We start from the raw sequence: 22,489 nt of genomic DNA on the forward strand, positions 1-22,489 counted from the left end.
ATGTCGAAATAATAAGTTAATTTTGCAGTAATGAAATCAGTTTATTTGAATAAGGGTAAGGATAAAGCTGCCTGGCAATTGCATCCTTGGGTATTTTCCGGAGCAATTAAATCATTGTCCGATAAGATTGAAGATGGCGAAATTGTAGGGGTTTACAATGCCGAGCGTGAGTTTATTGCGTACGGATTGTTTCACAATAGTTCGCGGGTGGCCATCCGCTTACTGGAATGGAATCCGCAAGCTCAGATTGATGGGGATTGGTGGCGCACCCGTATTCAAAAGGCGGTGGCAGCTAGACAACATTTGCTGCAGGAAGGCATTACCAATACCGTTCGTTTGATTTTTGCCGAGGCAGACTTTCTTCCGGGATTAATCGTGGATAAGTATGCTGATTTTATTTCTATTCAGGTCCATTCTGTAGGAGTAGAAAAGGTTAAAGATATCATTATTGCAGAGTTAAATACGCTGTTAAATCCTACTGGAATCTATGAACGTAGTGATCTGAAATCTCGTGAGCATGAGGGCCTACCAGACACAAATGGTCTTTTGTCTGGCGAGGTACCACCTGAATTTGTGGACGTCATCGAAAATGGCCTTCATTATAAGGTAAATATCATCGATGGGCAAAAGTCAGGTTTCTATTGTGACCAGCGTGAGAATAGGTTATTGACAGCGCAGTATGTTGCTGATAAAAGGGTATTGGATTGTTTCTGTTATTCTGGTGGATTTACACTGAATAGCTTAAAAGCAGGTGCAAGTGAAGTTGTGTCCGTAGATAGCTCTGCGTTGGCGATTGAAACTCTTGAAAAAAATGTAGCCGAAAACGGGTTTGAGCCAAGTCGGCATAAAGCAATTTTGTCTGACGTCAATAAGCAATTGCGTAAGTTTGTAGATGAGGGTGAAAAATTCGATTTGATCGTCTTAGATCCTCCAAAGTATGCACCTTCCCGTTCAGCTTTGGAAAGAGCGTCGCGGGCTTATAAAGATTTAAATCGTCGGGGTTTAATGCTGTTGAATAGTGGTGGGTTATTGGCGACATTTTCATGCTCCGGAGCAATGGATATGGACACTTTTAAACAGGTGCTTGCCTGGGCCGCATTGGACGCTGGTAAAGAGATACAGTTTATTCGACAATTCCATCAACCCGAAGACCATCCTGTTAGGGCCTCCTTTCCAGAAGGAGAATACCTCAAAGGACTGTTGGTACGTGTATTATAAATAAATGCAGATATATAGGTTGATTTGAATAAATCGACCTTTTTAATTTAAAGCGAAATCATGATCAAAGAAAAAGAAACTAGACCTATTTTTTCTATTTTGTTTGCCGTGAGTATGGTGCACTTGCTGAATGATCTTATTCAGGCTGTAATTCCTGCCACATACCCTTTATTAAAAGAAGAGCATCACCTGAGTTTTTCTCAAGTGGGGATGATTACATTAGTATATCAGATTGCCGCTTCAATTTTTCAACCTGTTGTCGGCTCATTTACGGACAAACATCCTGTTCCATATTCACAGATTATCGGTATGTCCTTTTCGCTTGTGGGCATGTTGTTGTTTTCCCAGGCACATAGCTATGCATGGATATTGTTCTCCGTTTTTCTCGTTGGGATTGGCTCCTCAATTTTCCATCCGGAGTCTTCACGTGTGGCTTACATGGCTTCAGGTGGTAGAAGGAGTATGGCACAGTCCATTTTTCAGATCGGTGGGAATGCAGGGACAGCTCTAGCACCTATTATAGTTGCTTTTCTGGTCTTACCTCGAGGACAGCAAGCTGTTGCCTGGATGTGCTTATTTACACTTGTTGGCCAGTTTATTTCCTATTATATCGGCACCTGGTATAAGCGTCGACTTGCAAATGTTTCGAGATCAACAAAAAGGAATATTCGTGTTCCAGATCTTCCCAATTCACGTATTGTTGCAACTGTCATTATCCTATTGTTGTTGATCGTTTCCAAATATTTCTATATCGCAAGTATTACTAATTATTTTCAGTTTTACACGATGAAAAAGTTTGGGATCAATGAGGTGGAAGCACAGGTGTACCTGTTTTATTTTCTGATTGCCGTTGCGGTGGGGACCTTGCTAGGTGGAGCATTCGGAGATCGTTTTGGACGGAAATATGTGATTTGGTTTTCCGTTTTAGGGGTGGCCCCCTTCGCATTGGCCTTACCCTATGTTGGCCTCACAATGACGGGGATACTGATTGTGATCATCGGATTAATATTGTCATCTGCCTTTCCTGCAATTATTGTATACGCGCAGGAGTTATTGCCTAAGAAGTTGGGTATGGTTTCCGGTTTGTTTTATGGATTTGCATTTGGCATGGGGGGAATCGGGTCTGCGGTACTCGGATGGCAGGCGGATCATACGTCCATCGAATTTATTTACCATCTATGTTCGTATTTACCCTTAATCGGTGTCGTCGCCTATTTTCTTCCTAATCTACAGAAAACACCCTATAAAGAGATTTAGAATATGATATATTAAAAAGCGGGAGTATCCAATTTTTTTGGACACTCCCGCTTTTCTTTAGTTTTATTTGTATCCCTTTAAAACCTCTTTTGATTAATCAATTCTCAGGTACTTTTACTTTTTGTATAGTTTTCTCTTTATACTATTTGATACAGTCCATCCAGGCTGCTGCCATCAGTTGCGCTCCAGCAAGGGTAGGGTGCACACCATCCGCTGCCCAATAGGCTCCTGGCGCAGTCTTTTGGGCATTGTCAAAGATTTTTTGATAAGGAAGGAGTATCGCATTGAACTCTTTTGCAACATTACGTGCGGTCTCCTGATAAGCTAAAAATTTGGGATACCAAGCATCCGTGATATGGCCTACACCTTTTACAGCAAAAGGTTCTCCAATAATCAGTTTAACATTTGGAAGTTTTTGTAATGTCTCCTGCAACAATTGCTGGTACTGCGACTTATATTCTTCAACAGTCGTTTTGGCTCCGCGGTCTATCGTTCGCCAAAAATCATTTACGCCGATCAAGATACTTAATACAGTTGGTTTGAATGCCAATGTATCCTCCGCCCAACGTTTTTGAAGGTCGGGAACACGATTGCCACTAATTCCAGTATTATGAACCTTCAGTTTCTTTGCGGCATATTTATTCAATAATTCGCTTGCAGCCAACAAGGCATAACCCTGACCTAGGGCCTTGGTGTCATTGGGATTTCTGTTATTCCTATCGCGGCCTACATCCGTAATGGAATCCCCCTGAAATAGGATGATATCTTCGTCATTCAAACTTATTTTTGAAGATTTGAAACTACCCTCATAGGCATAAGCTTCGTTGCCCAATAAATTGGCTCCAGTCAAAAGACCGGCGCCAATGATACTTTTTTTGATAAATGATCTGCGGTTTGTGCTCATTATTAGGTTTTTGTTATGCTTAAAGTTACATACTTTAAGCATACTTTTCCAAACCTTTTATAATGATGTTACAGGCTTTTTCAATTTCAGCATCCGTAATGGTCAGTGGTGGAGCCACACGAAGTGCTGTTTCACAGTGAAGATACCAGTCAATCATAACACCATGTTCCGCGCAGTATTTACTGACGTTATAAACCTGATCAAAGTTGTCCAACTGTAAGCACATCATAAGGCCTTGACCTCGGATTTCTTTAATTGCTGGATGGTTGAGCTTTTCTCTAAATAAGTTGGCCTTATGGGCTACCTGTTCAACCAGTTTTTCCGATTTGATTACTGCGAGTGATGCACGTGCGGCGGCACAGCTCACGGGATGTCCTCCGAATGTGGTGATATGACCCAACATCGGGTTGTCTTTAATGACATCCATTACTTCTTTAGCGGCAACGAAGGCGCCCAATGGCATACCACCACCAATGCCTTTGGCCAACATCAGAATATCAGGTACAATACCGAAATGTTCGAAGGCAAACAGTTTTCCTGTACGACCAAAACCAGTCTGGATTTCATCGAAAATCAACAAGGTGCCAGTTTCGTCACAACGTTTTCTTACCGCTTGCATATAAGCCACATCGGGAACTCTGACACCAGCTTCCCCTTGAATGGCTTCTAGGATCACGGCAGCTGTTTCAGTTGTAATTTTCGTTAAGTCTTGCGGATCATTAAACGTAATAAAGTCTATTTCTGGAAGGAGCGGGGCATAAGCCTGACGGTATTCATCGTTCCCGATAAGGCTAAGTGCACCTTGTGTACTTCCATGGTAGGCCTTTTTTGCAGCGATAATCTGTCTCCGCCCAGTATATTTCTTGGCTATTTTCATAGACCCTTCGACAGCTTCTGCACCACTGTTGGTCAGATATACCGATTGAAAATTTGAAGGTAATTCCGCCAGTAGTTCTGTCGCAAACTGGACTTGGGGAGCTTGTACAAATTCACCATAAACGGTGACATGTAAATATTGGTCGAGCTGAGCCTTTATTGCTTCGAGTACCTTGGGGTGACGATGTCCGATATTACTCACATTAAAACCGGAGACAAGATCCATATATTCTTCCCCATTTGGCCCATAAAGGTAGACACCCTCGGCCTTAACCACTTCAACCAATCTAGGTGAGCTAGAGGTCTGAGCGGTGTTCATTAAAAATAATTCTCTATTGTTTAACATGATTTTACAAATGTCCGAAAATAAAAAAGAAGTCTTCAAGACTTCTTTTTTATTTTCGGGATTATCTCCCTCTATTTTGTAAAGATTTATAGAGATGTTCCCTAAATTCCTGTTCTACTTCAAAGAATTGTGAAGCCCGGGCGTTGCCTATCACCTTGGCAAATTTTGCGCGGTACTCCTTTTTTATTTGTACTTCTTTGGCATCATATTGCAATACATCCCTCGATCCACCTCTAAAACTGTTTTTAGGGGCTCCATTTAGTTTTTCTTTCCGGATATCCCATAATGTTTGGCTATATTCATTATAGAGTGGAAAGAATTGCTGTGCTTCTTTGGGTGTTAAATCTAGTTCCTTAGTAATATAAGCTATCTTTTCATTTTCAATAGCTTGAAATCGATTTTTGTCTTGCGCAAAGCCCAAGGCAATAGAAAATATACTAAAGAACAATGTTATCCATATGTTTTTTTTGTTGAACATCATTATAAGGTATAGTTTAGATAATCTTCTATCTCTTGTTTAGATATGTTAGTGCCAAATCCTTTCGTTGGAAGATTTGTTTCATCCGTATATTGGGACATATATATTATGTCATCACCTGAAGCCGAAGCCGAAAGGTAATTAATAATTTCCTGCTTGGGTATTTCAGATAAATGTTGACTGAGCTGTTCCTCGGCTACATTATCTTGTGCGATCGTATTTTGCTGCTGGAATTGATAACCCCAATACCCACCTAGACCTAACATGGCTGTAAACGAAGCTGCTACAGCATATCGAGTATACCATTTTTTTTGCTTTCCTAAGCGACGGATCGGAGTTGAATCTCTTTCTTCTTTTATATCCTGAATAGCACCGATAATTTTGTCTGAAAGCGTATCAAAATAATGTGGTGGCAGGTCAAAACCTGTGACAGGAACCGTATCTTTTAATTTTTCTTCTGCAACACGAGCGAAAATAGTTTCTTCAAGATCCGCATGATAGTCTACAGGAAGGTCGAAACCATCCGTTGAAATAACTTCCTTCAATTCTGCTTCCGCAATACGAGCGAAAATAGTTTCTCCAAGATCCGCATGATAATTTACAGGAAGATCGAAACCATCCGTTGAGATAACTTCCTTCAATTCTGCTTCCGCAATGCGAACGAAAATAGCATCTTCAAGATCTGCATGATAATTTACAGGAAGATCGAAACCATCCGATTGGATTTTTTCTTTTAAGTTTTCTTCCGAAATTCGATGAAATATATTTTCTGTTAGTTTATCTGAATACTGTTCAGGTATAGCGAAGCCATCTCCAGCGACTTGCGCTTTGAGGGAGTCAGCTGCTATTTTGCTCAGCACAACATCAGGGAGCGAATCAAAGTATCCATCAGGAACCTCAAATACAGGTTCATCTTTGCATGCTATCCATTTGACTTGCGCTATTATTTTAGATTCTAAATCACTGAAATAATTTTCAGGCACGCCAAAAGGATTTTCACGCAATGATTCTGGAAGATGATTAGATTCCAGCCCATCATGATATGTGCTATTTTCCTTCATAGTATTTGTTAGAACCGAATTTCGCTAAAAGGTTTAATCGTGGTTGTTAAAAAAAGCCTCTATTTTTTTTACTGCCAAATGGTAAGATGCTTTTAATGCACCAACACTTGTACCGAGTACATCAGAAATCTCTTCATATTTCATGTCTTCAAAATATTTCATATTGAAAACTAATTTCTGTTTCTCTGGCAATGTTAATAAAGCTTGTTGCAATTTCATTTGAGCTTTGTCACCATTAAAATAATTGCCATCAGCAAGTGTTTCTGCTAAGTAAGCAGTCGTGTCGTCATCCAACGACACGTTCTGCTTTTGCTTTTTTTTATTTAAGAATGTAATACATTCGTTTGTTGCAATGCGATATAGCCAGGTATACAATTGTGAGTCTTCACGGAAGTTCCCAAGGTTCTTCCATACTTTGACAAAAATATCCTGAACGACATCATCTGCATCATCGTGATCGATTACCATTCTCCGCACATGCCAATAAATCTTTTGCTGATATTTTTTCAACAATAAACGGAAAGCTTCTTCTCGCGTACTTTCTTCGGCGAATTTTGCTATAATTAAAGCGTCATCCATATATTGACCTGTGTAGTTTTGTTATTTTCTTTTAATTACTTTCTGAGCCGCAGCAATGATAGCGTCAGCGTTCAAACCGTATTTTTCCATGAGTTGAGCTGGAGTACCTGATTCACCAAAACTATCGTTGACCGCTACATATTCTTGCGGGCTCGGCAATTCTTTGGCTAATACCTGTGCAACGCTGTCGCCCAATCCACCAAGACGGTTGTGCTCCTCAGCAGTCACGACACATTTCGTTTTAGCAACTGATTTCAAGATCGCTTCTTCGTCCAACGGTTTGATCGTATGGATATTGATGATTTCGGCGTTGATACCCAATTCTGCTAATTTTTCACCCGCTTGTATGGCTTCCCATACCAAGTGACCTGTAGCGATGATGGTCACATCTGTACCTTCATTCAATAAGATGGCCTTTCCGATGACAAATTCTTGATCAGCCGGAGTAAAGTTAGGAACTACCGGACGACCAAAACGTAAATAAACCGGACCTTCAAATTTCGCTGCCGCAATAGTCGCCGCTTTTGTTTGGTTGAAGTCACAAGGGTTGATTACAGTCATTCCAGGTAACATTTTCATCAATCCAATGTCTTCCAAAATTTGGTGTGTAGCACCATCTTCACCCAAGGTTAATCCTGCATGAGAAGCAGCAATTTTTACATTTTTACCTGAGTACGCGATAGATTGACGGATTTGGTCATAAACACGACCTGTAGAGAAGTTGGCGAAAGTACCTGTGAAAGGAACTTTACCACCAATAGTAAGTCCAGCCGCGATGCCCATCATGTTTGCTTCAGCAATACCGATTTGGAAAAAGCGTTCTGGGAATTCTTTGATAAAATCGTTCATTTTCAATGAACCGATCAAATCAGCACATAATGCTACTACATTTTCATTTTGTTTTCCAGCTTCCAATAAGCCAGCACCAAAACCTGAACGTGTATCTTTTGACTCTGTGTAAGTATATTTTTTCATTTCTAGTAATCTCCTAAAGTTTCAGTAAGTTGATTCAATGCCGACGCCAATTGTTCGTCATTTGGAGCAACACCGTGCCATTTATGAGAACCCATCATGAAATCAACACCTTTTCCCATCTCTGTGTGCAATAAGATAACCACTGGTTTACCTTTTCCGGTACGTGATTTTGCTTCTTCTAAGCCTGCAACTACTGAAGCCATATCATTTCCTTTAGTCACTTCCATCACATCCCAGCCAAAAGCTTCCCATTTTGCGCGAAGATCACCTAATGATAGTACCTGATCTGTCGATCCGTCTATCTGTGCATTATTGTAATCAACAGTCGCAATCAAGTTGTCAATCTTGTTGTGTGGTGCATACATTGCAGCTTCCCAAACCTGGCCTTCCTGCAATTCACCATCACCCATTAATACATAAACTAGATTATTGTCTTTATTCAATCTTTTTGCCTGTGCGGCACCGATAGCAACGGATAATCCCTGACCCAAAGATCCTGACGCAATGCGGATGCCTGGAAGACCTTCGTGTGTCGTTGGGTGACCCTGTAGTCTGGAGTTGATTTTTCTGAATGTTGCCAATTCGCTTGCTTCAAAATAACCCGCATGTGCCAATGTACTGTAAAATACAGGTGAAATGTGTCCGTTTGACAAGAAGAATAAATCCTCTCCTTTTCCGTCCATATCAAAGGAAGGATTACGTTTCATTGCATTGAAATAAAGCGCCACAAAGTAATCTGTACAACCTAAAGAACCACCTGGGTGTCCTGATTGACAAGCGTGTACCATACGTACGATATCACGTCTTACTTGTGATGCAATTTGTTCTAGTTTGTTAATATCTGCACTCATTTTTTTTGTTGGTTTCACAATTGGTCGTAAAGTTAACTATTTTTAAGCTAGATGCTTGTTAAAAAGTGAATTTCTTTATTTAGTATGGGCTTTATGGTGATACGCATAGCTATTTGGTTAAATAGGTCCTTAGCTTGCGAACGGATACCATTTCAATTTTAGACCTTTTCATGTTAACTTTTTTTGTACCTTGCTTTTAATTATAAAACCCACAATTTTCAAGATGATGCCTAATCAATCTAAACGTTTTCTGTTTGTTGCGACATTTTCCGTACTACACTTCTATTCTTTTGCTCAGGATAAACCCGTTTACCATAAAGATTGGATTGACTTCAACAAAAATGGTAAAAAGGATATCTATGAAGATCCCAAACAATCCGTAGTAAGTCGAGTGGAGGACCTGTTGAGCCAGATGACGACGCAGGAAAAGGCCAATCAAACCGTTACACTCTATGGTTATGGAAGAGTATTGAAGGATGAACAACCTACGGCTGCCTGGGACAATGAGATTTGGAAACATGGATTAGCCAACATAGACGAGATGTTAAATAGTCTTGCCTATAATAAGTCGGCAAAAAGCTCTTTTTCTTATCCCTTCAGCCGTCATGCTGTTGCATTGAATAATGTACAAAAGTGGTTTATCGAACATACCCGGCTAGGTATTCCAGTTGATTTTACTAATGAGGGAATACACGGTCTCAACCATGATCGGGCGACGCCACTACCGGCTCCGATTAATATTGGAAGCACCTGGAATACCAAATTGGTGCGGGGTGCAGGTGAAATAGTGGGGCGAGAAGCGAAATATTTAGGATATACCAATGTCTATGCCCCGATTCTAGATGTCTCCCGAGATCCAAGATGGGGACGTGTTGTGGAAACTTATGGTGAAAATCCCTTTCATATCGCAGAAATGGGTAAACAGGCTGTCTTGGGTATTCAGCAAAATGGTGTTGCGTCAACATTGAAACATTATGCCGTCTATTCAGTACCTAAGGGAGGGCGAGATGGAAATGCAAGGACAGATCCACACGTTGGTTTTCGTGAAATGCATGAACTTCATTTATATCCATTTAGACGGGTTGTCAAAGAGGCCAAACCAATGGGTATTATGAGTAGTTACAATGACTATGATGGTGTACCGGTCTCGTCAAGTAAATATTTTCTGCAAGATTTGCTACGGAAGGATTATGGATTTGAAGGATATATCGTTTCGGATAGTGAGGCGCTGGAGTTTATCAACAGTAAACATCATGTTGCTGTAGACTATAAAGATGCAATACGGCAAGCCTTAGCGGGAGGACTCAATGTCCGGACGAATTTCGATCCGCCGAGTACATACCTGACACCGTTGATGGAACTTATCAACGAAGGCGGACTTGATATGAACATATTGGATCAACGTGTTCGGGAAGTATTGACTGTCAAGTTTAAGTTAGGATTATTTGATCATCCGCTTGTCGACAACACAACATTGGCGGACAAGAAAATCCATACACAGGCAGATGAGGATATTTCCCTACAAGTGAATAGAGAATCCATTGTTTTGCTTAAGAATGAGCAGCAGCTATTACCGATAGATGTCAATAAGTATAAGCGGATTTTGGTGACGGGCCCTATGGCCGAAGCAACAAATTATACAACAAGTCGTTATGGGCCATCCAATAATCCAATTACAACCATTAAAGATGGCATTATCGAATATGCTAAAGGGAAAGCAGTCCAAGTAAACTACTCGAAAGGGGTGGATGTTGTCGATAAGAACTGGCCCGAAAGTGAAATTATCCCAACAAATCTGTCTAAAGAGGAAATCGAAAGCATGTCCGAAGGTGTACGCCTAGGGAAGGAGTCTGATTTGATTATTGCTGTCATGGGAGAATCGGAACGTGAAGTTGGAGAAAGCCGGTCTCGCTCAGATCTCAATCTACCAGGTAAACAACGTGATTACCTAATGAAGTTAAAAGAAACAGGAAAACCTATCGTTCTGGTACTCGTTAATGGACGTCCATTGTCTGTCAATTGGGAAAATAAATACTTGCCTGCTATTGTCGAAACTTGGTTTCTAAGTGGTCAATCTGGACACGTTGTAGCAGATATGTTATTTGGTGAGTATAATCCGAGCGGAAAGCTTCCGATTTCATTTCCTAAATCTGTTGGACAGATCGAAATGAATTTCCCGACCAAGCCTGCGGCACAAGCGGGACAACCCGGTGTTGGTCCCAATGGCTGGGGAAATAGTCGGGTTGTTGGATTTCTTTATCCTTTTGGCTATGGCTTAAGTTATACTGATTTTCAATTTTCAAATTTGCGTCTGAATAAAAAGCAAATTCGACCGACAGACTCGCTGACAGTTACAGTGGATGTACAGAATATCGGAAAAAGAAAAGGAGCAGAGGTCGTTCAACTTTATATCAAGGATGTTGTTTCTTCTGTAACAACTTACGAGATGGATCTGCGTGGTTTCGAAAAAATCGAATTGAATCCCGGTGAGAAAAAGTCTGTCCAGTTTTCAATTTTACCGGCGCACCTTGAGTTGTTGGATCAATACAATAAATGGACTGTAGAGCCGGGGAAATTTGAAATCTTTATTGGAAATTCATCTGCTAATCTACCATTGAAAGATTCATTCGATGCGACTAAAGAGTGATGTTCACAGCGCCTGTTTGTGCAAAAAATATATCCCTTATTAGGGCATACTAGATACAATTAGCTATAAAAAAAGGATTCAGCAATATGAAATTTTGCTGAATCCTTTTAAAAATTCTTATGTTATCTATGATTACATTGCTTCAGCAACAACTTCTGTCACACCTGGGACCATACGCTTCAATAAACCTTCGATACCAGCTTTTAAGGTGATCGTTGATGAAGGGCAGCCACTACAAGAGCCTTTTAGCTCAACAGTTACGATACCTTCGTTGAAAGATTTGTAATGAATAGCACCACCATCTTGTTCAACAGCAGGTCTTACATAATCATGTAATACTTGTTGTATTTTCACTTCTGTTTCTGTTCCTTCAAAGTTTACTTCCGTATCATGATGCACAGCTTTCACCGCAAGCTCAGATTCTACAGCACCTTTTACGAAGTCTTTCAATAAGGCTTCGATATCTTCCCATTCCGCATCTTCTGTTTTGGTAATGGTAACAAAATTGCTTGCAAAAAATACACCGTTTACGAAATTGAATTTGAATAATTCCAGCGCGAAAGGTGAATCTTGTGCAGCTTCTTTATTTGGGAAATCCACACTACCATTGATCAATAACTTATTGACCAAAAACTTCATAGTTGAAGGATTGGGAGTAGATTCTGTATATACGTTGATAGTAGCCATTTAAATTTTATTTTTATTCCAAACAAAGATAGATCAAAACAAGCGTTGTTAAGGTCATCTATAAGTCAAAGCTTATAAAGTGACACCTGTGTAATTAGAAGGGCTGATTGCCTTTAATTCCGCTTTTACCTCTTCAGATACGTTGAGATTATCTACAAACGTTGCAATGGTCTCTTTGGTCACATGCGTATTGGTACGTGTTAGATCTTTTAATGCTTCGTAAGGTTTTGGATAGCCTTCTCTGCGCAAGATCGTTTGTAACGCTTCAGCAACAACTGCCCAGTTATTTTCAAGATCATTCGCAAGCGCCTGTTCATTTAAGATCAACTTACGTAAACCTCGCAATGTCGATTTGAAAGCAATTAGGGTATGTGCAAATGGAACGCCGATATTACGTAATACAGTCGAATCTGTAAGATCCCTTTGAAGACGTGAAATAGGTAATTTAGCGGCTAAATGTTCGAATATCGCATTGGCAATCCCTAAATTTCCTTCTGCGTTTTCAAAATCAATAGGATTGACTTTGTGTGGCATTGCAGAAGATCCGATCTGACCAGCAGTGATTTTCTGCTTAAAGTATTCCATGGAGATGTAAGTCCATACATCACGGCATAAGTCAATGATGATGTTATTGATTCGTTTTAATGCATCACAACTTGCCGCAAAGTTGTCATAATGTTCAATTTGGGTCGTGGTTTGTGAACGATCCAATCCTAGAATATTATTAACGAAATTATTACCGAAGGCAATCCAGTTGGTCTCTGGATAGGCCACGTGATGAGCATTGAAATTACCTGTTGCCCCACCAAACTTAGCTGAATAAGGTACGGTATGTAAAAGTTGTAACTGACGTTCGATACGCTCGATAAAGACATAGAGTTCTTTACCTAGACGAGTTGGAGATGCTGGTTGTCCGTGTGTACGGGCAAGCATTGGAATGGCCGACCAAGAGGTTGCCAAAGACTTTAGCTCATGCAGCAATTCTTCAATGATCGGTGTATAACTTTCTTTGATTGCCTCTTTCCATGAAAGAGGGATAGCGGTGTTGTTGATGTCCTGAGAAGTCAGACCAAAGTGAATAAATTCAAGATGATCCTGTAGTCCTAGTTTTTCAAATTGATCTTTTAAAAAATATTCAACGGCTTTAACATCATGATTGGTAACTTTTTCAGTGTTTTTGATCCAGATTGCATCTTCTTCGGAAAAGTTACGGTAGATATCTCGCAATTTTTCGTTCAATGTGTTGTCAAAATGCTGCAATTGAGCGATACCCGATTCACTTAATGCGATAAAATATTCAACTTCAACACGAACTCGATATTTTATTAAAGCAAATTCGGAGAAAAAAGCCGAAAGTTCATTGGTGTTATTGTAATAGCGTCCGTCAATAGGCGTGACTGCTGTTAAGGATGATAAAGCCATAGATTGAATGATTTTTGGCAAAGGTAAAAAAATGCTTGGAGCTTAGCAATTTAATTGGGTGAGATATAAAAAAATGCCTCCCTATTGAGGAGGCATTTCTATACTGGTTGAAATTCTGTTTCGAAGAATTATTTTTTAGCAGCAGTATCAACTTTAGAAGCAGCTGAATCAACTTTTTGAGCAGCTGAATCAATTTTGTTAGCAGCTGAATCCAACGTGTTAGCAGCAGAATCAACTAAAGCAGATGCTGAATCAACTGCATCAGTTGATTTTTTACCAGTTTCACCACATGAAGCGAAGGCTACAGTTAAAGCCAATCCTAAGAAACCTAATTTGAATGCGTTTTTCATTTTATTAAAATTAAAAGTAATTTCTAAATCTTGTTATTTAAGACTTAATACAGGTAAATTGAAAAGGTAACCCTGCTGCCCAATATTTTTTAAAAAAAGAGAGGCTTCTCTTGCGAAAAGCCTCTCCAAATGCGTTATTCAGCTTCTAAAATTATTTTTTAGCAGCAGTATCAACTTTTGAAGCAGCTGAATCAACTTTTTGAGCAGCTGAATCAATTTTATTAGCAGCTGAATCCAAAGTGTTAGCAGCAGAATCAACTAAAGCAGATGCTGAATCAGTAGCACCTTCAGCTTTTTTCTCAGTGTTGTTACAAGATGCGAAAGCTACAGTTAAAGCTAAACCTAAGAAACCGAATTTTAATGCGTTTTTCATTTTCTAATTTTCTAATTTAAATTGAAATATTTTCTTTTTCATCTCTTAATACACGGAACCCCAAAAGGTAACCCAAAAAAAATACATTTTTTTTAATTGTATATAAGGTGCTTAAAATCAGCTATTTATTTTTTTTATTTGTTTCCATTTTATTGAGAAAGATGGTCCATTTAATAGAAGAAATTAAAAATAGGCACAAACGATTTGATAGATAAAACTGTTTAGATAGCTATAGTCAGGGGAAAACAGGCTTGAATTGATTGGTGTATCGTGGGCTACACAAACAATTTTCAAATATTTTTATTATTTTAAGAGGAAACCCTGTAAAAAAGAAATTGCGATTATGTTTGATAAAGTTAAGAATATAATGGATTTGGCAAAATCAATTGACTTTGGCAAATTAGAGGAAATCTCGAAAAAAGTAGACCTAGGTGCAGTCATGGATGCGGTCTCGAAAATGGATGATAAACAGCTTCATGGTTTAATGAAAATGCTAAATCCAGGGAAAGAAAAAAAGGAATTACCACCTATCAATGGGGATTTCTATGATATGGACAGCAAATTGAATGGGTCAGATCGCGAACTCCAGTTGAAGGTACGTGAGTTTATGGAGGTCGAAGTGAAGCCTATCGTCAATAAATATTGGTTAAGAGATGAATTCCCTTTTGAAATAGTACCCAAGTTAGCCGCTTTAAATATATGTGGATATACTTACGAGGGGTACGGATGTATGGGGGGAAGTTCGTTGATGGAAGGTATCATTGCTGCAGAGATTGCTCGGGTAGATGCATCCGTTGCTACTTTCTTTGGTGTACAGAGTGGTTTAGCCATGGGGTCGATTTATATCTGTGGGTCGGAAGAACAAAAACAGGAATGGTTGCCAAGGATGCAAAAGATGGAGGTGATCGGTGCTTTTGGTCTAACCGAACCGGAAGTTGGTTCGGGAGCAGCAGGCGGATTGACAACCACCTGTAAGAAGACTGCTGAAGGCTGGGTTTTAAATGGTCAGAAGAAATGGATCGGAAACTCCACCTTTTCTGATATTACAATAGTCTGGGCCAGGGATCTTGATGATGGAGAAGTAAAAGGTTTTATTGTGCGTAAAGATAATCCTGGGTTCTCGGTTGAAAAGATCAAAGATAAAATGGCCTTGCGGATTGTGCAAAATGGATTGATTACATTAGACAACTGTATCATCCCCGAAACAGATCGTTTGCAAAATGCGAATTCTTTCAAAGATACAGGTAAAGTCCTTCAAATGACGAGAGCGGGGGTTGCATGGATGGCTGTGGGCTGCGCACGAGGAGCCTATGAAAATGCCTTGGATTATACACGCAAAAGAAAACAGTTCGGCAAGCCTATTGCATCATTTCAGTTGATTCAAAATCATTTGGTTGAAATGCTATCGAATCTAACGGCAATGCAAACGCTAGTCTTTCGATTATCTGAACTGCAAGATGCTGGACAACTAAGGGATGAACATGCTTCACTGGCAAAAGTGTTTTGTTCTTTACGGACAAGAGATATTGTGTCCAAGGCGAGGGAAGTCATGGGCGGAAATGGTATCTTGCTGGAGTATAATGTCGCTAGATTCCTTGCAGATGCTGAGGCGATTTATTCTTATGAAGGTACTAAGGAAATCAATTCTTTGATTGTTGGAAGAAGTATCACAGGATTTAGTGCTTTTGTCTAAAGCTTGTGTCCGAAATTAATTTAGTACAGATAATAATCGATATAGAAAAAGGATAGGGTTTTGGTAATCCCAAAACTCTATCCTTTTTTATGTTTTACTTGCGCTGAAATCTCATCATGGCAATATCGCCCATGATAAAGGTCAGTGTATTTTCATTGATATCATAGGTGTTTATTTTTTCTAATGTGGAAAAGAAGGTTGCTTCACCATTGCCTTCGCAGGCCATTTTCGTAGACATGATAGGGCCAAAGCTAATTTGGTGATCGTTCGTCTTAAATGTAGCATTGTAATTGTTGCAACTGCTGTTACCATTTATCTTTCCATCCTGTATGTTAAATGTTATCGTTGGTTTGCGATTGGGATACAGGCCCTCAAAAGCGATACGTGGTCCAGAGATGTAATCAAGCTCCCAAGTTCCGCTTAAATTTTGCTTTTCCTCCATTAACTTAAATTTTGCCAAAGGAGCCATCTTTGTTTTATTTAAACTTAGAATACCATTACTTAGGCTGTAGTTGTCCGCTGTGATTAATGCCTTAGATAAAGCTTGTTCAATCGACATGTCAGGGCAGGCCATCATCGTTGACATCCCTTGTGCAAACTTAATTTTTCCATTGGTTGAAAAGGTCAGTTCGCCACCTATTCCGTTGCAACCACCATTGGCGCTATAACTTTTTTCTTCCAGTTTGAGAAAAGGAACCCGACCGTTGACCTGTCCGGAAACAGCCTTTCCACCGATTTCAATTAATTGCCATTTTTTTCCAATAATGGTAGCGGATGCATTATCCGAATCCGGTTTGCCTGAATTCTTTTTTAATGCTGAACAGCTCGCCAAAGCAAGAACAGCCATCATCAATACCACAATGTTTCTAAATCTCATCTTTTAAATTTTTATATAAAACATCATTTCTAACGTTTGGTTTTACAAATTGCTACAAAAGGCTATTAACAAAAGAAGGCTTCCTCTTGGGAAGCCTTCTTTATCAGTTATATAAATAATACTATTTATTTTTGTTTTGTTGAGCTTGTTGTTGAGCACGCATCATTTCTTCCATTTTAGACTGGAAGCTTGATTTTTTCTCAACTTTTGGATTCTTTTTATTTTCTTCCAGTTTAGCTAAGATTTTATCATCATTTACCATTGTACGAATAACCAATTGCGTCAAGAATGTAAACAACGCACTTAGGAAATAGTAATAGTTCAGACCTGCAGGGAAACTGTTTAGGACAAAGAAGAAAATCAAAGGCATAATATAACCCATGTATTTCATTTGACCAGTTGCGCCCGAAGTCGCATTGTTATACCAAGTGGTCAACAATGTTGTCAGGGTCATCAAGATACACATCAAAGAGATGTGGTTGAATGATCCAAAAATAGGTGCAAATGTAAACAAGGTATCATAGGTTGACATATCTTTCATAAACAAGAAGCTCTGTCCTCTCAATTCAAATAAATTTGGAAAGAAATAGAAGAAAGCAATTGTAAATGGCATTTGCAGCACAAGAGGTAGACAGCCTCCTAGTGGATTCACTCCGACCTGTTTATACAGCTTCATCTGCTCCTGTTGCATCAACATCTGATTGTCTTCACCGACTTTCGCTTTGATCTCATCCAACTGCGGTTTTAACACCCGCATTTTAGCCATAGATACATATGACTTGTAAGTCATTGGCGAAAGGACCAGTTTTAACAATAAAGTAAGTAACAAGATGACAATACCATAGCTCATATGGAAACCATCCAAGAAGTTAAATGCAGGCACAGTGATCCATTGATTGATCCAGCGCATAGGTCCCCAACCCATATTGATAATGGATTGGTAATCATTTCCCTCTGCTTTCAATACATTGTATTGGTTTGGTCCGAAAAAGAAATTCAACGAATAATTGTTGTCTTTATGGTTGTCAAAAGCCAATTCAGCATTGGTGTTGTAAAATTTCACCACATCACCTTCCGTTGCATGCTTCACATCGATTTTCGCATTAACGAATCCATTTTTAGCATTTAGGATATTTGAAAAATAATGTTGTTTGAAAGCAATCCATTGCACTTTCTTTTCCAGAGCTTCATCATCGTCCTTCGATTCAGATAAATGGTCTACTTTATTATCTTCTTGGTAATATAGGGTAGATTTTTGTCTTTCAGATTCAATATTCTGCTCTTTTTGTCTCAGAACAGTATTCCAGTTCAATGTCAATGTTTTTTGACTCTGTGGGATCAGGTTTTGAATACCTTTTGTATTGACATCCAGAGCTACGTTGTAACCTTTTCCGGCGATAGAATATACATATTCAATATATTGATCGGCACTATAATTCAATTTGAATTTTACCGATTGTTTACCTTCACCCGAAACTTGGATATCAGAAGATTCTGTGTTAAAGAATAAATCGTTGGTGGAGATGTTTTGTCCCGCAGCATTGAACTGGAAACCAAACTTATTGTCCTCACCTTCGAAAAGCATCAAAGGTTTTCCATTGAAATTCTTTTCGCCTTTTAATTCGACCGATTTCACTTTACCACCTTTTGTGCTGATTTTGGCAATGATAGCATCATTTTCAAGGGTAATGATTTTTTCAGTTCCAAATTTTGACGCACCAAAAGGTTTTTTCAGTTCAGCTGAATCTGCAATCACTGCTGTTTGCGCTGTTTTTGCTTTCGCGATAGAGTCACTTGTTACAGGCAGTCCTTTTGCAGCCTGAGCTTTCGCCTCTTGTCGCGCTTGTTCTTGTTTGATTTCTGATTCTGAAGGCTTCATCAGGTAAAATGAACCAGTGATGATGGCAAACATCAGGACCAAACCAATTAGGGTATTTCTATCCATCTTTAATAATTAAACTTAATTAATTTTATCCTTCTAATACTACTTTGATTTCTTGTTGGCCAAAGCAGCGGCTACAAAGCTAACAAAAAGTGGGTGAGGATTTGCAACAGTTGACTTTAATTCTGGATGAAATTGTCCGGCAACGAAAAAAGGATGGTTTTTCAATTCGACAATTTCAACTAATCCAGTCTCCGGATTGAATCCCGAAGCGATCATTCCTGCTGCTTCATATTGTTTTAAATAGTCATTGTTAAATTCATAACGGTGACGGTGTCTTTCGGAAATTTTTGTTTTTCCATAAATTGCAAAGGCTTTAGTACCTTTTTTAATTTCACAATCGTAAGCCCCTAAACGCATAGTACCACCCATATTTGTGATATTTTTTTGTTCTTCCATCAGATTGATGACTGGGTTGCTGGTATTCGCATCCATTTCGAAACTATTGGCATCTTTCAACCCCAATACATTTCTTCCGAATTCGATGACGGAACACTGCATACCTAAACAGATACCAAAGAAAGGAACATTGTTTTCACGCACATATTTAATTGCATTTAATTTTCCGTCCAGACCACGTTCACCGAATCCAGGGGCAACTAACACACCATCCATGCCTTTTAGTTTTTCAGCAACATTCTCTTTTGTAACACTTTCAGCAGCAATATAGCTTACCTTCACTTTGCATTCGTTTGTTGCTCCAGCATGTATAAAACCTTCGATAATGGACTTATATGCGTCTGGAAGTTCAACATATTTTCCAACTAAAGCGATGCAAACCTCACTTGTTGGGTTTTTGAGCTTGCCGAGGAAGTTTTTCCAGTTTTCTAGATCCGGTTCGTTTTTGTTGGAAAGTTTTAGTTTCGTTAACGCCGTTTTATCCAGATTCTCTTTCAACATAAGTAAAGGAACATCATAGATTGTCGAGGCATCGATTGATTCAACAACAGCATTGATGTTAACGTTACAAAACTGTGCTAATTTTTTACGGATTTCCTGTGATAATTTGTGCTCTGTACGGCATACTAAGATATCCGGCTGTACACCATATTCCAGCAACGTTTTGACAGAGTGCTGTGTAGGTTTGGTTTTAAGTTCACCGGCTGCGGCCAAATAAGGAACTAAAGTTAAGTGGATAACCAATGAGTTATTTGCTCCCAGTTCCCAACGCAATTGCCTTACAGCCTCAACGAATGGAAGGGATTCGATATCGCCTACAGTTCCGCCAAGTTCGGTGATAATAATATCATATTCATTTGATTCACCCAAAAGCTGCATACGGCGTTTGATCTCATCGGTGATATGTGGAATTACCTGAACTGTTTTTCCTAAATACGCACCTTCACGCTCTTGTTGGATAACGTGTTGGTAGATACGACCAGTTGTTACATTATTCGCTTGTGAGGTAGGGACGTTCAAGAAACGCTCGTAGTGGCCCAGATCAAGGTCCGTTTCCGCTCCATCTTCAGTAACATAACATTCACCATGCTCATACGGATTCAATGTTCCTGGGTCAATGTTAATGTAAGGATCGAATTTTTGAATGGTCACTTTGTAGCCACGTGCCTGGAGAAGTTTAGCAAGGGAGGCTGCAATAATACCTTTCCCTAACGACGAAGTAACGCCGCCCGTAACAAAAATATATTTAGTCATAACAATTAAAGGATTTTCAATTTTATGTGGTCAAAACGACCAATAATAGTTGCTCTATGTACGGGATACAAAGATAGCAAATTTTTATTCAATATTATAATTGAAGATCGACTGAATGAATAAATTAAAAATAGATGTTGCCCTGATTATCGATTGTAGCCTTTAAATTGGGCTGCGATTTTGACTTAATCTCAATGCGATAGAACTTATTTGCATTGGAAAAGACAAGTTGATAATGCTTGCTAATAGTAATGATTTCAGGATATAATTTGCTCAATTCATCAAGAGATGTTGCATAGCGCTTATTCGTGTTCCCGTAAATCTGTTGCAGGTAAAAGATATTCCAAGCTGTTTTTTCTAAGGCCAAAAATTGATCATCCATGGAATGTTTACTATCCTGATCTACAAATTTGATATGTCCCCATCGTTCGGGATAATGCATGTTGATCAGACCGATGGGCGACCATACCCAGTTTTCTTCCGCAAGTGGCTTACCTGTATTATCCTTTCTTTTGCTATAACCTTTTTCATTGACATCATAGTGCCATTGTACGCGGGAGAAATTTATCTTCCACACTTCATTTGCCTTGATTTGATTTCCTTCACCAAAGTATTTTAGACTTTTGACGGGAATCTTCATTTCGACGGTCCAAAAATTGTCTTTATCGGTTTGATTATTTATTGTTCCAGCATGGTATACAGCACTCTGGATATCCTTGGTATCCCAGTTTAAATTAGCTTTTCCACCAAAACGATAAGGTTTGGTCATCAGAAGGTCCATGATGGTGTTCAGTGCATTGACTTCAATTTCAATATATTCCGGAGATTGGAGATTGGGTTTTAAAAATACTTCAAAATCATTGTCATGATAAATAATGGTGTCTTTCTGTCTGAGATAGCCATTGATATGAGGTTCTTCCAATTTAGCAAAGAGGTAGAGGTTTTCATTGTCCCAAAGCATTTTAACACGAGTGTCAAATGATGGGGTAGGTTTACTCGTACCTTCGATATCTTTGAATGCGTTTGTCCATGGTGCTTTTTCCCAGGATATTTCGTCATCTTTACCATCAATTTTGATGGGAGTTTGAGCTTTTTGGACATAGTAAGTCTCGGGCTTAGACTGTAGTTGGAGAAAATCACCTACATTTCGCTGCGCAAAAATGGTTGTCGTCTGTAAAGTAAGAGCAAGTATAAAAAAAACAGTTTTCATCAAAATATTGTATGTCTATTAGCCGCCAAGAGATTTCTATGAGTGCAATGGCAATCCTTGCACTGTTTATATAAAGTTTTAGACTCCCGCTGATCTTTACACGGGAGAGATTGGCAGCGCTAAAAGTAAGTAAAATGTTTTAGCTAGACAAAGAGGTGCGATTCTTTTTGAGAAATGAGGTTCAATTGTCTTAATTTTATTACACGGGTTCTGGTATTCCTATTCAAGTGATGGGGGCGAGAACGTATTTGTGCTGGGGAAAGGAAGTGGCGGAAGGGATATAAAATAAAAAAAGGCTTTGAATTTCATCAAAGCCTTTTTTTATGCCGAGGTAGTCGTAATTAGATTCTTTTCGATTTAATACGAGCAGCTTTACCAGTAAGGCCACGTAAATAGAATAATTTAGCGCGACGAACTTTACCGTAGCTGTTTACTACAATTTTTTCAATGTTTGGTGAGTTTACAGGGAAAATACGTTCAACACCTACACCGTTAGAGATTTTACGAACGGTAAAAGTAGCGTTAGCACCTTCGCTGTTTAATTGGATTACTACACCTTGGTACACCTGCACACGCTCTTTATTTCCTTCGCGAATTTTATAATGAACGCTGATGGTATCTCCGGCTTTGAAAGCGGGAATTTCATTTCTTACTACCGCTTGTTCTTCTACAAATTTTACTAAATCCATGATTTCGAGTAATTATTAACGATTTATATCCTGTAAAAATCGGAATGCAATATTACGACTTATTTTTTGAATATGAAAATACTTTTTGAAAAAACTATCTACCGACAGTCAAATCGGATGCAAAGATATGAAAATGAAATGGATAATCTAAAGTTATTTTAAATATTCCTATATAGTACCAATTGACCGCGTTTTTGACCCTGATAATGGGGATTTAAAATGTAACTGATAAAAATATTGTACAATTAATCAGTGGTTTAGTGTGAAAAATGAGTTTAGGTCTTGATAAATTGAAAAATTGATTCGATATTTGTGCCACACAAAACAAAGGTGATACCTTTTCGGGGTGTAGCGTAGCCCGGTATCGCGCCACATTTGGGATGTGGAGGTCGTAGGTTCGA

Annotated in this window: 20 protein-coding genes; 4 read left to right on the plus strand and 16 right to left on the minus strand. The window is 39.0% G+C overall.

The genetic code is table 11. The features are described 5' to 3' along the window. Nucleotides 1–30 precede the first annotated feature (30 nt). The gene (locus DFQ12_RS27690) at nt 31–1,218 is read left to right on the plus strand and encodes a class I SAM-dependent rRNA methyltransferase (protein ID WP_120262255.1); all 1,188 of its coding nucleotides are present in this window, start codon (nt 31–33) and stop codon (nt 1,216–1,218) included. Between the two features lie 60 nt (nt 1,219–1,278). After that, entirely contained in the window at nt 1,279–2,475 is a 1,197-nt protein-coding gene (locus DFQ12_RS27695) for an MFS transporter (protein ID WP_120262256.1), read from the plus strand. A 142-nt stretch (nt 2,476–2,617) separates the two neighbouring features. On the opposite strand, the gene DFQ12_RS27700 is transcribed toward DFQ12_RS27695, so the two are convergent. The 7 genes from DFQ12_RS27700 to DFQ12_RS27730 all read right to left on the minus strand — a co-directional run bounded on the left by DFQ12_RS27700 (nt 2,618) and on the right by DFQ12_RS27730 (nt 8,545). Next, nucleotides 2,618–3,379, minus strand: a complete 762-nt coding sequence (locus DFQ12_RS27700; RefSeq protein WP_120262257.1) for an SGNH/GDSL hydrolase family protein — start codon at nt 3,377–3,379, stop codon at nt 2,618–2,620. 34 nt (nt 3,380–3,413) lie between these two features. Further along, nucleotides 3,414–4,601, minus strand: a complete 1,188-nt coding sequence (locus tag DFQ12_RS27705; protein ID WP_120262258.1) for an aspartate aminotransferase family protein — start codon at nt 4,599–4,601, stop codon at nt 3,414–3,416. Between the two features lie 61 nt (nt 4,602–4,662). Beyond that, nucleotides 4,663–5,082, minus strand: coding sequence for a hypothetical protein (locus DFQ12_RS27710; RefSeq protein WP_223581086.1), 420 nt, complete (start codon nt 5,080–5,082; stop codon nt 4,663–4,665). Beyond that, nucleotides 5,082–6,140 (minus strand): hypothetical protein, encoded by a 1,059-nt coding sequence (locus tag DFQ12_RS27715; RefSeq protein WP_120262259.1) that lies wholly within the window; start codon nt 6,138–6,140, stop codon nt 5,082–5,084. Before DFQ12_RS27715 ends, DFQ12_RS27710 begins: the two co-directional genes overlap by 1 nt. A gap of 33 nt (nt 6,141–6,173) precedes the next feature. Then, complete coding sequence (locus DFQ12_RS27720) at nt 6,174–6,719, minus strand: RNA polymerase sigma factor (protein WP_077437639.1); 546 nt, start codon at nt 6,717–6,719, stop codon at nt 6,174–6,176. Nucleotides 6,720–6,740: 21 nt separating this feature from the next. Then, complete coding sequence (locus tag DFQ12_RS27725) at nt 6,741–7,694, minus strand: transketolase family protein (RefSeq protein WP_120262260.1); 954 nt, start codon at nt 7,692–7,694, stop codon at nt 6,741–6,743. Between the two features lie 2 nt (nt 7,695–7,696). Then, nucleotides 7,697–8,545, minus strand: a complete 849-nt coding sequence (locus DFQ12_RS27730; protein ID WP_077437637.1) for a transketolase — start codon at nt 8,543–8,545, stop codon at nt 7,697–7,699. A gap of 223 nt (nt 8,546–8,768) precedes the next feature. Between DFQ12_RS27730 and DFQ12_RS27735 the strand changes: the two genes are divergently transcribed. Continuing rightward, nucleotides 8,769–11,192, plus strand: a complete 2,424-nt coding sequence (locus DFQ12_RS27735; RefSeq protein ID WP_120262261.1) for a glycoside hydrolase family 3 N-terminal domain-containing protein — start codon at nt 8,769–8,771, stop codon at nt 11,190–11,192. Nucleotides 11,193–11,324: 132 nt separating this feature from the next. Here the strand turns inward: DFQ12_RS27735 and DFQ12_RS27740 are convergent, their stop codons facing one another. From DFQ12_RS27740 to DFQ12_RS27755, 4 genes are all read right to left on the minus strand, one after another. Then, nucleotides 11,325–11,879 carry a NifU family protein gene (locus tag DFQ12_RS27740; RefSeq protein WP_120262262.1) on the minus strand — a complete coding sequence of 185 codons (555 nt, stop codon included), beginning with the start codon at nt 11,877–11,879 and terminating at the stop codon, nt 11,325–11,327. Between the two features lie 72 nt (nt 11,880–11,951). Further along, nucleotides 11,952–13,301, minus strand: a complete 1,350-nt coding sequence (gene purB, locus DFQ12_RS27745) for an adenylosuccinate lyase (RefSeq protein ID WP_120262263.1) — start codon at nt 13,299–13,301, stop codon at nt 11,952–11,954. A gap of 128 nt (nt 13,302–13,429) precedes the next feature. After that, the gene (locus DFQ12_RS27750) at nt 13,430–13,651 is read right to left on the minus strand and encodes a PG1828 family lipoprotein (RefSeq protein WP_120262264.1); all 222 of its coding nucleotides are present in this window, start codon (nt 13,649–13,651) and stop codon (nt 13,430–13,432) included. A gap of 151 nt (nt 13,652–13,802) precedes the next feature. Further along, the gene (locus DFQ12_RS27755) at nt 13,803–14,024 is read right to left on the minus strand and encodes a PG1828 family lipoprotein (RefSeq protein ID WP_120262265.1); all 222 of its coding nucleotides are present in this window, start codon (nt 14,022–14,024) and stop codon (nt 13,803–13,805) included. 343 nt (nt 14,025–14,367) lie between these two features. Here DFQ12_RS27755 and DFQ12_RS27760 point away from each other — a divergent pair, with 343 nt between their 5' ends. After that, entirely contained in the window at nt 14,368–15,717 is a 1,350-nt protein-coding gene (locus DFQ12_RS27760; protein ID WP_208642641.1) for an acyl-CoA dehydrogenase family protein, read from the plus strand. 94 nt (nt 15,718–15,811) lie between these two features. Here DFQ12_RS27760 and DFQ12_RS27765 read toward each other — a convergent pair whose 3' ends face one another. The 5 genes from DFQ12_RS27765 to rplS all read right to left on the minus strand — a co-directional run bounded on the left by DFQ12_RS27765 (nt 15,812) and on the right by rplS (nt 22,088). Next, entirely contained in the window at nt 15,812–16,594 is a 783-nt protein-coding gene (locus tag DFQ12_RS27765) for an META domain-containing protein (RefSeq protein ID WP_120262266.1), read from the minus strand. Between the two features lie 121 nt (nt 16,595–16,715). Continuing rightward, nucleotides 16,716–18,539 (minus strand): membrane protein insertase YidC, encoded by a 1,824-nt coding sequence (gene yidC, locus DFQ12_RS27770; RefSeq protein ID WP_120262267.1) that lies wholly within the window; start codon nt 18,537–18,539, stop codon nt 16,716–16,718. Between the two features lie 39 nt (nt 18,540–18,578). Then, nucleotides 18,579–20,189 (minus strand): CTP synthase, encoded by a 1,611-nt coding sequence (locus tag DFQ12_RS27775; RefSeq protein ID WP_120262268.1) that lies wholly within the window; start codon nt 20,187–20,189, stop codon nt 18,579–18,581. A gap of 124 nt (nt 20,190–20,313) precedes the next feature. After that, entirely contained in the window at nt 20,314–21,399 is a 1,086-nt protein-coding gene (locus tag DFQ12_RS27780) for a carbohydrate-binding family 9-like protein (RefSeq protein ID WP_120262269.1), read from the minus strand. A 341-nt stretch (nt 21,400–21,740) separates the two neighbouring features. Continuing rightward, entirely contained in the window at nt 21,741–22,088 is a 348-nt protein-coding gene (rplS, locus tag DFQ12_RS27785; protein ID WP_077437627.1) for a 50S ribosomal protein L19, read from the minus strand. Nucleotides 22,089–22,489: the final 401 nt, after the last annotated feature.

The sequence above is a fragment of the Sphingobacterium detergens genome, assembly GCF_003610355.1.
Lineage (GTDB): Bacteria > Bacteroidota > Bacteroidia > Sphingobacteriales > Sphingobacteriaceae > Sphingobacterium > Sphingobacterium detergens.

What these genes read in the sequence shown, in the direction of transcription:
- DFQ12_RS27690 (WP_120262255.1), top strand. Translation starts at nt 31, where the DNA reads ATGAAATCAGTTTATTTGAATAAGGGTAAGGATAAAGCTGCCTGGCAA.
- DFQ12_RS27695 (WP_120262256.1), top strand. Translation starts at nt 1,279, where the DNA reads ATGATCAAAGAAAAAGAAACTAGACCTATTTTTTCTATTTTGTTTGCC.
- DFQ12_RS27700 (WP_120262257.1), bottom strand. Translation starts at nt 3,379, where the DNA reads ATGAGCACAAACCGCAGATCATTTATCAAAAAAAGTATCATTGGCGCC.
- DFQ12_RS27705 (WP_120262258.1), bottom strand. Translation starts at nt 4,601, where the DNA reads ATGTTAAACAATAGAGAATTATTTTTAATGAACACCGCTCAGACCTCT.
- DFQ12_RS27710 (WP_223581086.1), bottom strand. Translation starts at nt 5,082, where the DNA reads ATGATGTTCAACAAAAAAAACATATGGATAACATTGTTCTTTAGTATA.
- DFQ12_RS27715 (WP_120262259.1), bottom strand. Translation starts at nt 6,140, where the DNA reads ATGAAGGAAAATAGCACATATCATGATGGGCTGGAATCTAATCATCTT.
- DFQ12_RS27720 (WP_077437639.1), bottom strand. Translation starts at nt 6,719, where the DNA reads ATGGATGACGCTTTAATTATAGCAAAATTCGCCGAAGAAAGTACGCGA.
- DFQ12_RS27725 (WP_120262260.1), bottom strand. Translation starts at nt 7,694, where the DNA reads ATGAAAAAATATACTTACACAGAGTCAAAAGATACACGTTCAGGTTTT.
- DFQ12_RS27730 (WP_077437637.1), bottom strand. Translation starts at nt 8,545, where the DNA reads ATGAGTGCAGATATTAACAAACTAGAACAAATTGCATCACAAGTAAGA.
- DFQ12_RS27735 (WP_120262261.1), top strand. Translation starts at nt 8,769, where the DNA reads ATGATGCCTAATCAATCTAAACGTTTTCTGTTTGTTGCGACATTTTCC.
- DFQ12_RS27740 (WP_120262262.1), bottom strand. Translation starts at nt 11,879, where the DNA reads ATGGCTACTATCAACGTATATACAGAATCTACTCCCAATCCTTCAACT.
- purB (WP_120262263.1), bottom strand. Translation starts at nt 13,301, where the DNA reads ATGGCTTTATCATCCTTAACAGCAGTCACGCCTATTGACGGACGCTAT.
- DFQ12_RS27750 (WP_120262264.1), bottom strand. Translation starts at nt 13,651, where the DNA reads ATGAAAAACGCATTCAAATTAGGTTTCTTAGGATTGGCTTTAACTGTA.
- DFQ12_RS27755 (WP_120262265.1), bottom strand. Translation starts at nt 14,024, where the DNA reads ATGAAAAACGCATTAAAATTCGGTTTCTTAGGTTTAGCTTTAACTGTA.
- DFQ12_RS27760 (WP_208642641.1), top strand. Translation starts at nt 14,368, where the DNA reads ATGTTTGATAAAGTTAAGAATATAATGGATTTGGCAAAATCAATTGAC.
- DFQ12_RS27765 (WP_120262266.1), bottom strand. Translation starts at nt 16,594, where the DNA reads ATGAGATTTAGAAACATTGTGGTATTGATGATGGCTGTTCTTGCTTTG.
- yidC (WP_120262267.1), bottom strand. Translation starts at nt 18,539, where the DNA reads ATGGATAGAAATACCCTAATTGGTTTGGTCCTGATGTTTGCCATCATC.
- DFQ12_RS27775 (WP_120262268.1), bottom strand. Translation starts at nt 20,189, where the DNA reads ATGACTAAATATATTTTTGTTACGGGCGGCGTTACTTCGTCGTTAGGG.
- DFQ12_RS27780 (WP_120262269.1), bottom strand. Translation starts at nt 21,399, where the DNA reads ATGAAAACTGTTTTTTTTATACTTGCTCTTACTTTACAGACGACAACC.
- rplS (WP_077437627.1), bottom strand. Translation starts at nt 22,088, where the DNA reads ATGGATTTAGTAAAATTTGTAGAAGAACAAGCGGTAGTAAGAAATGAA.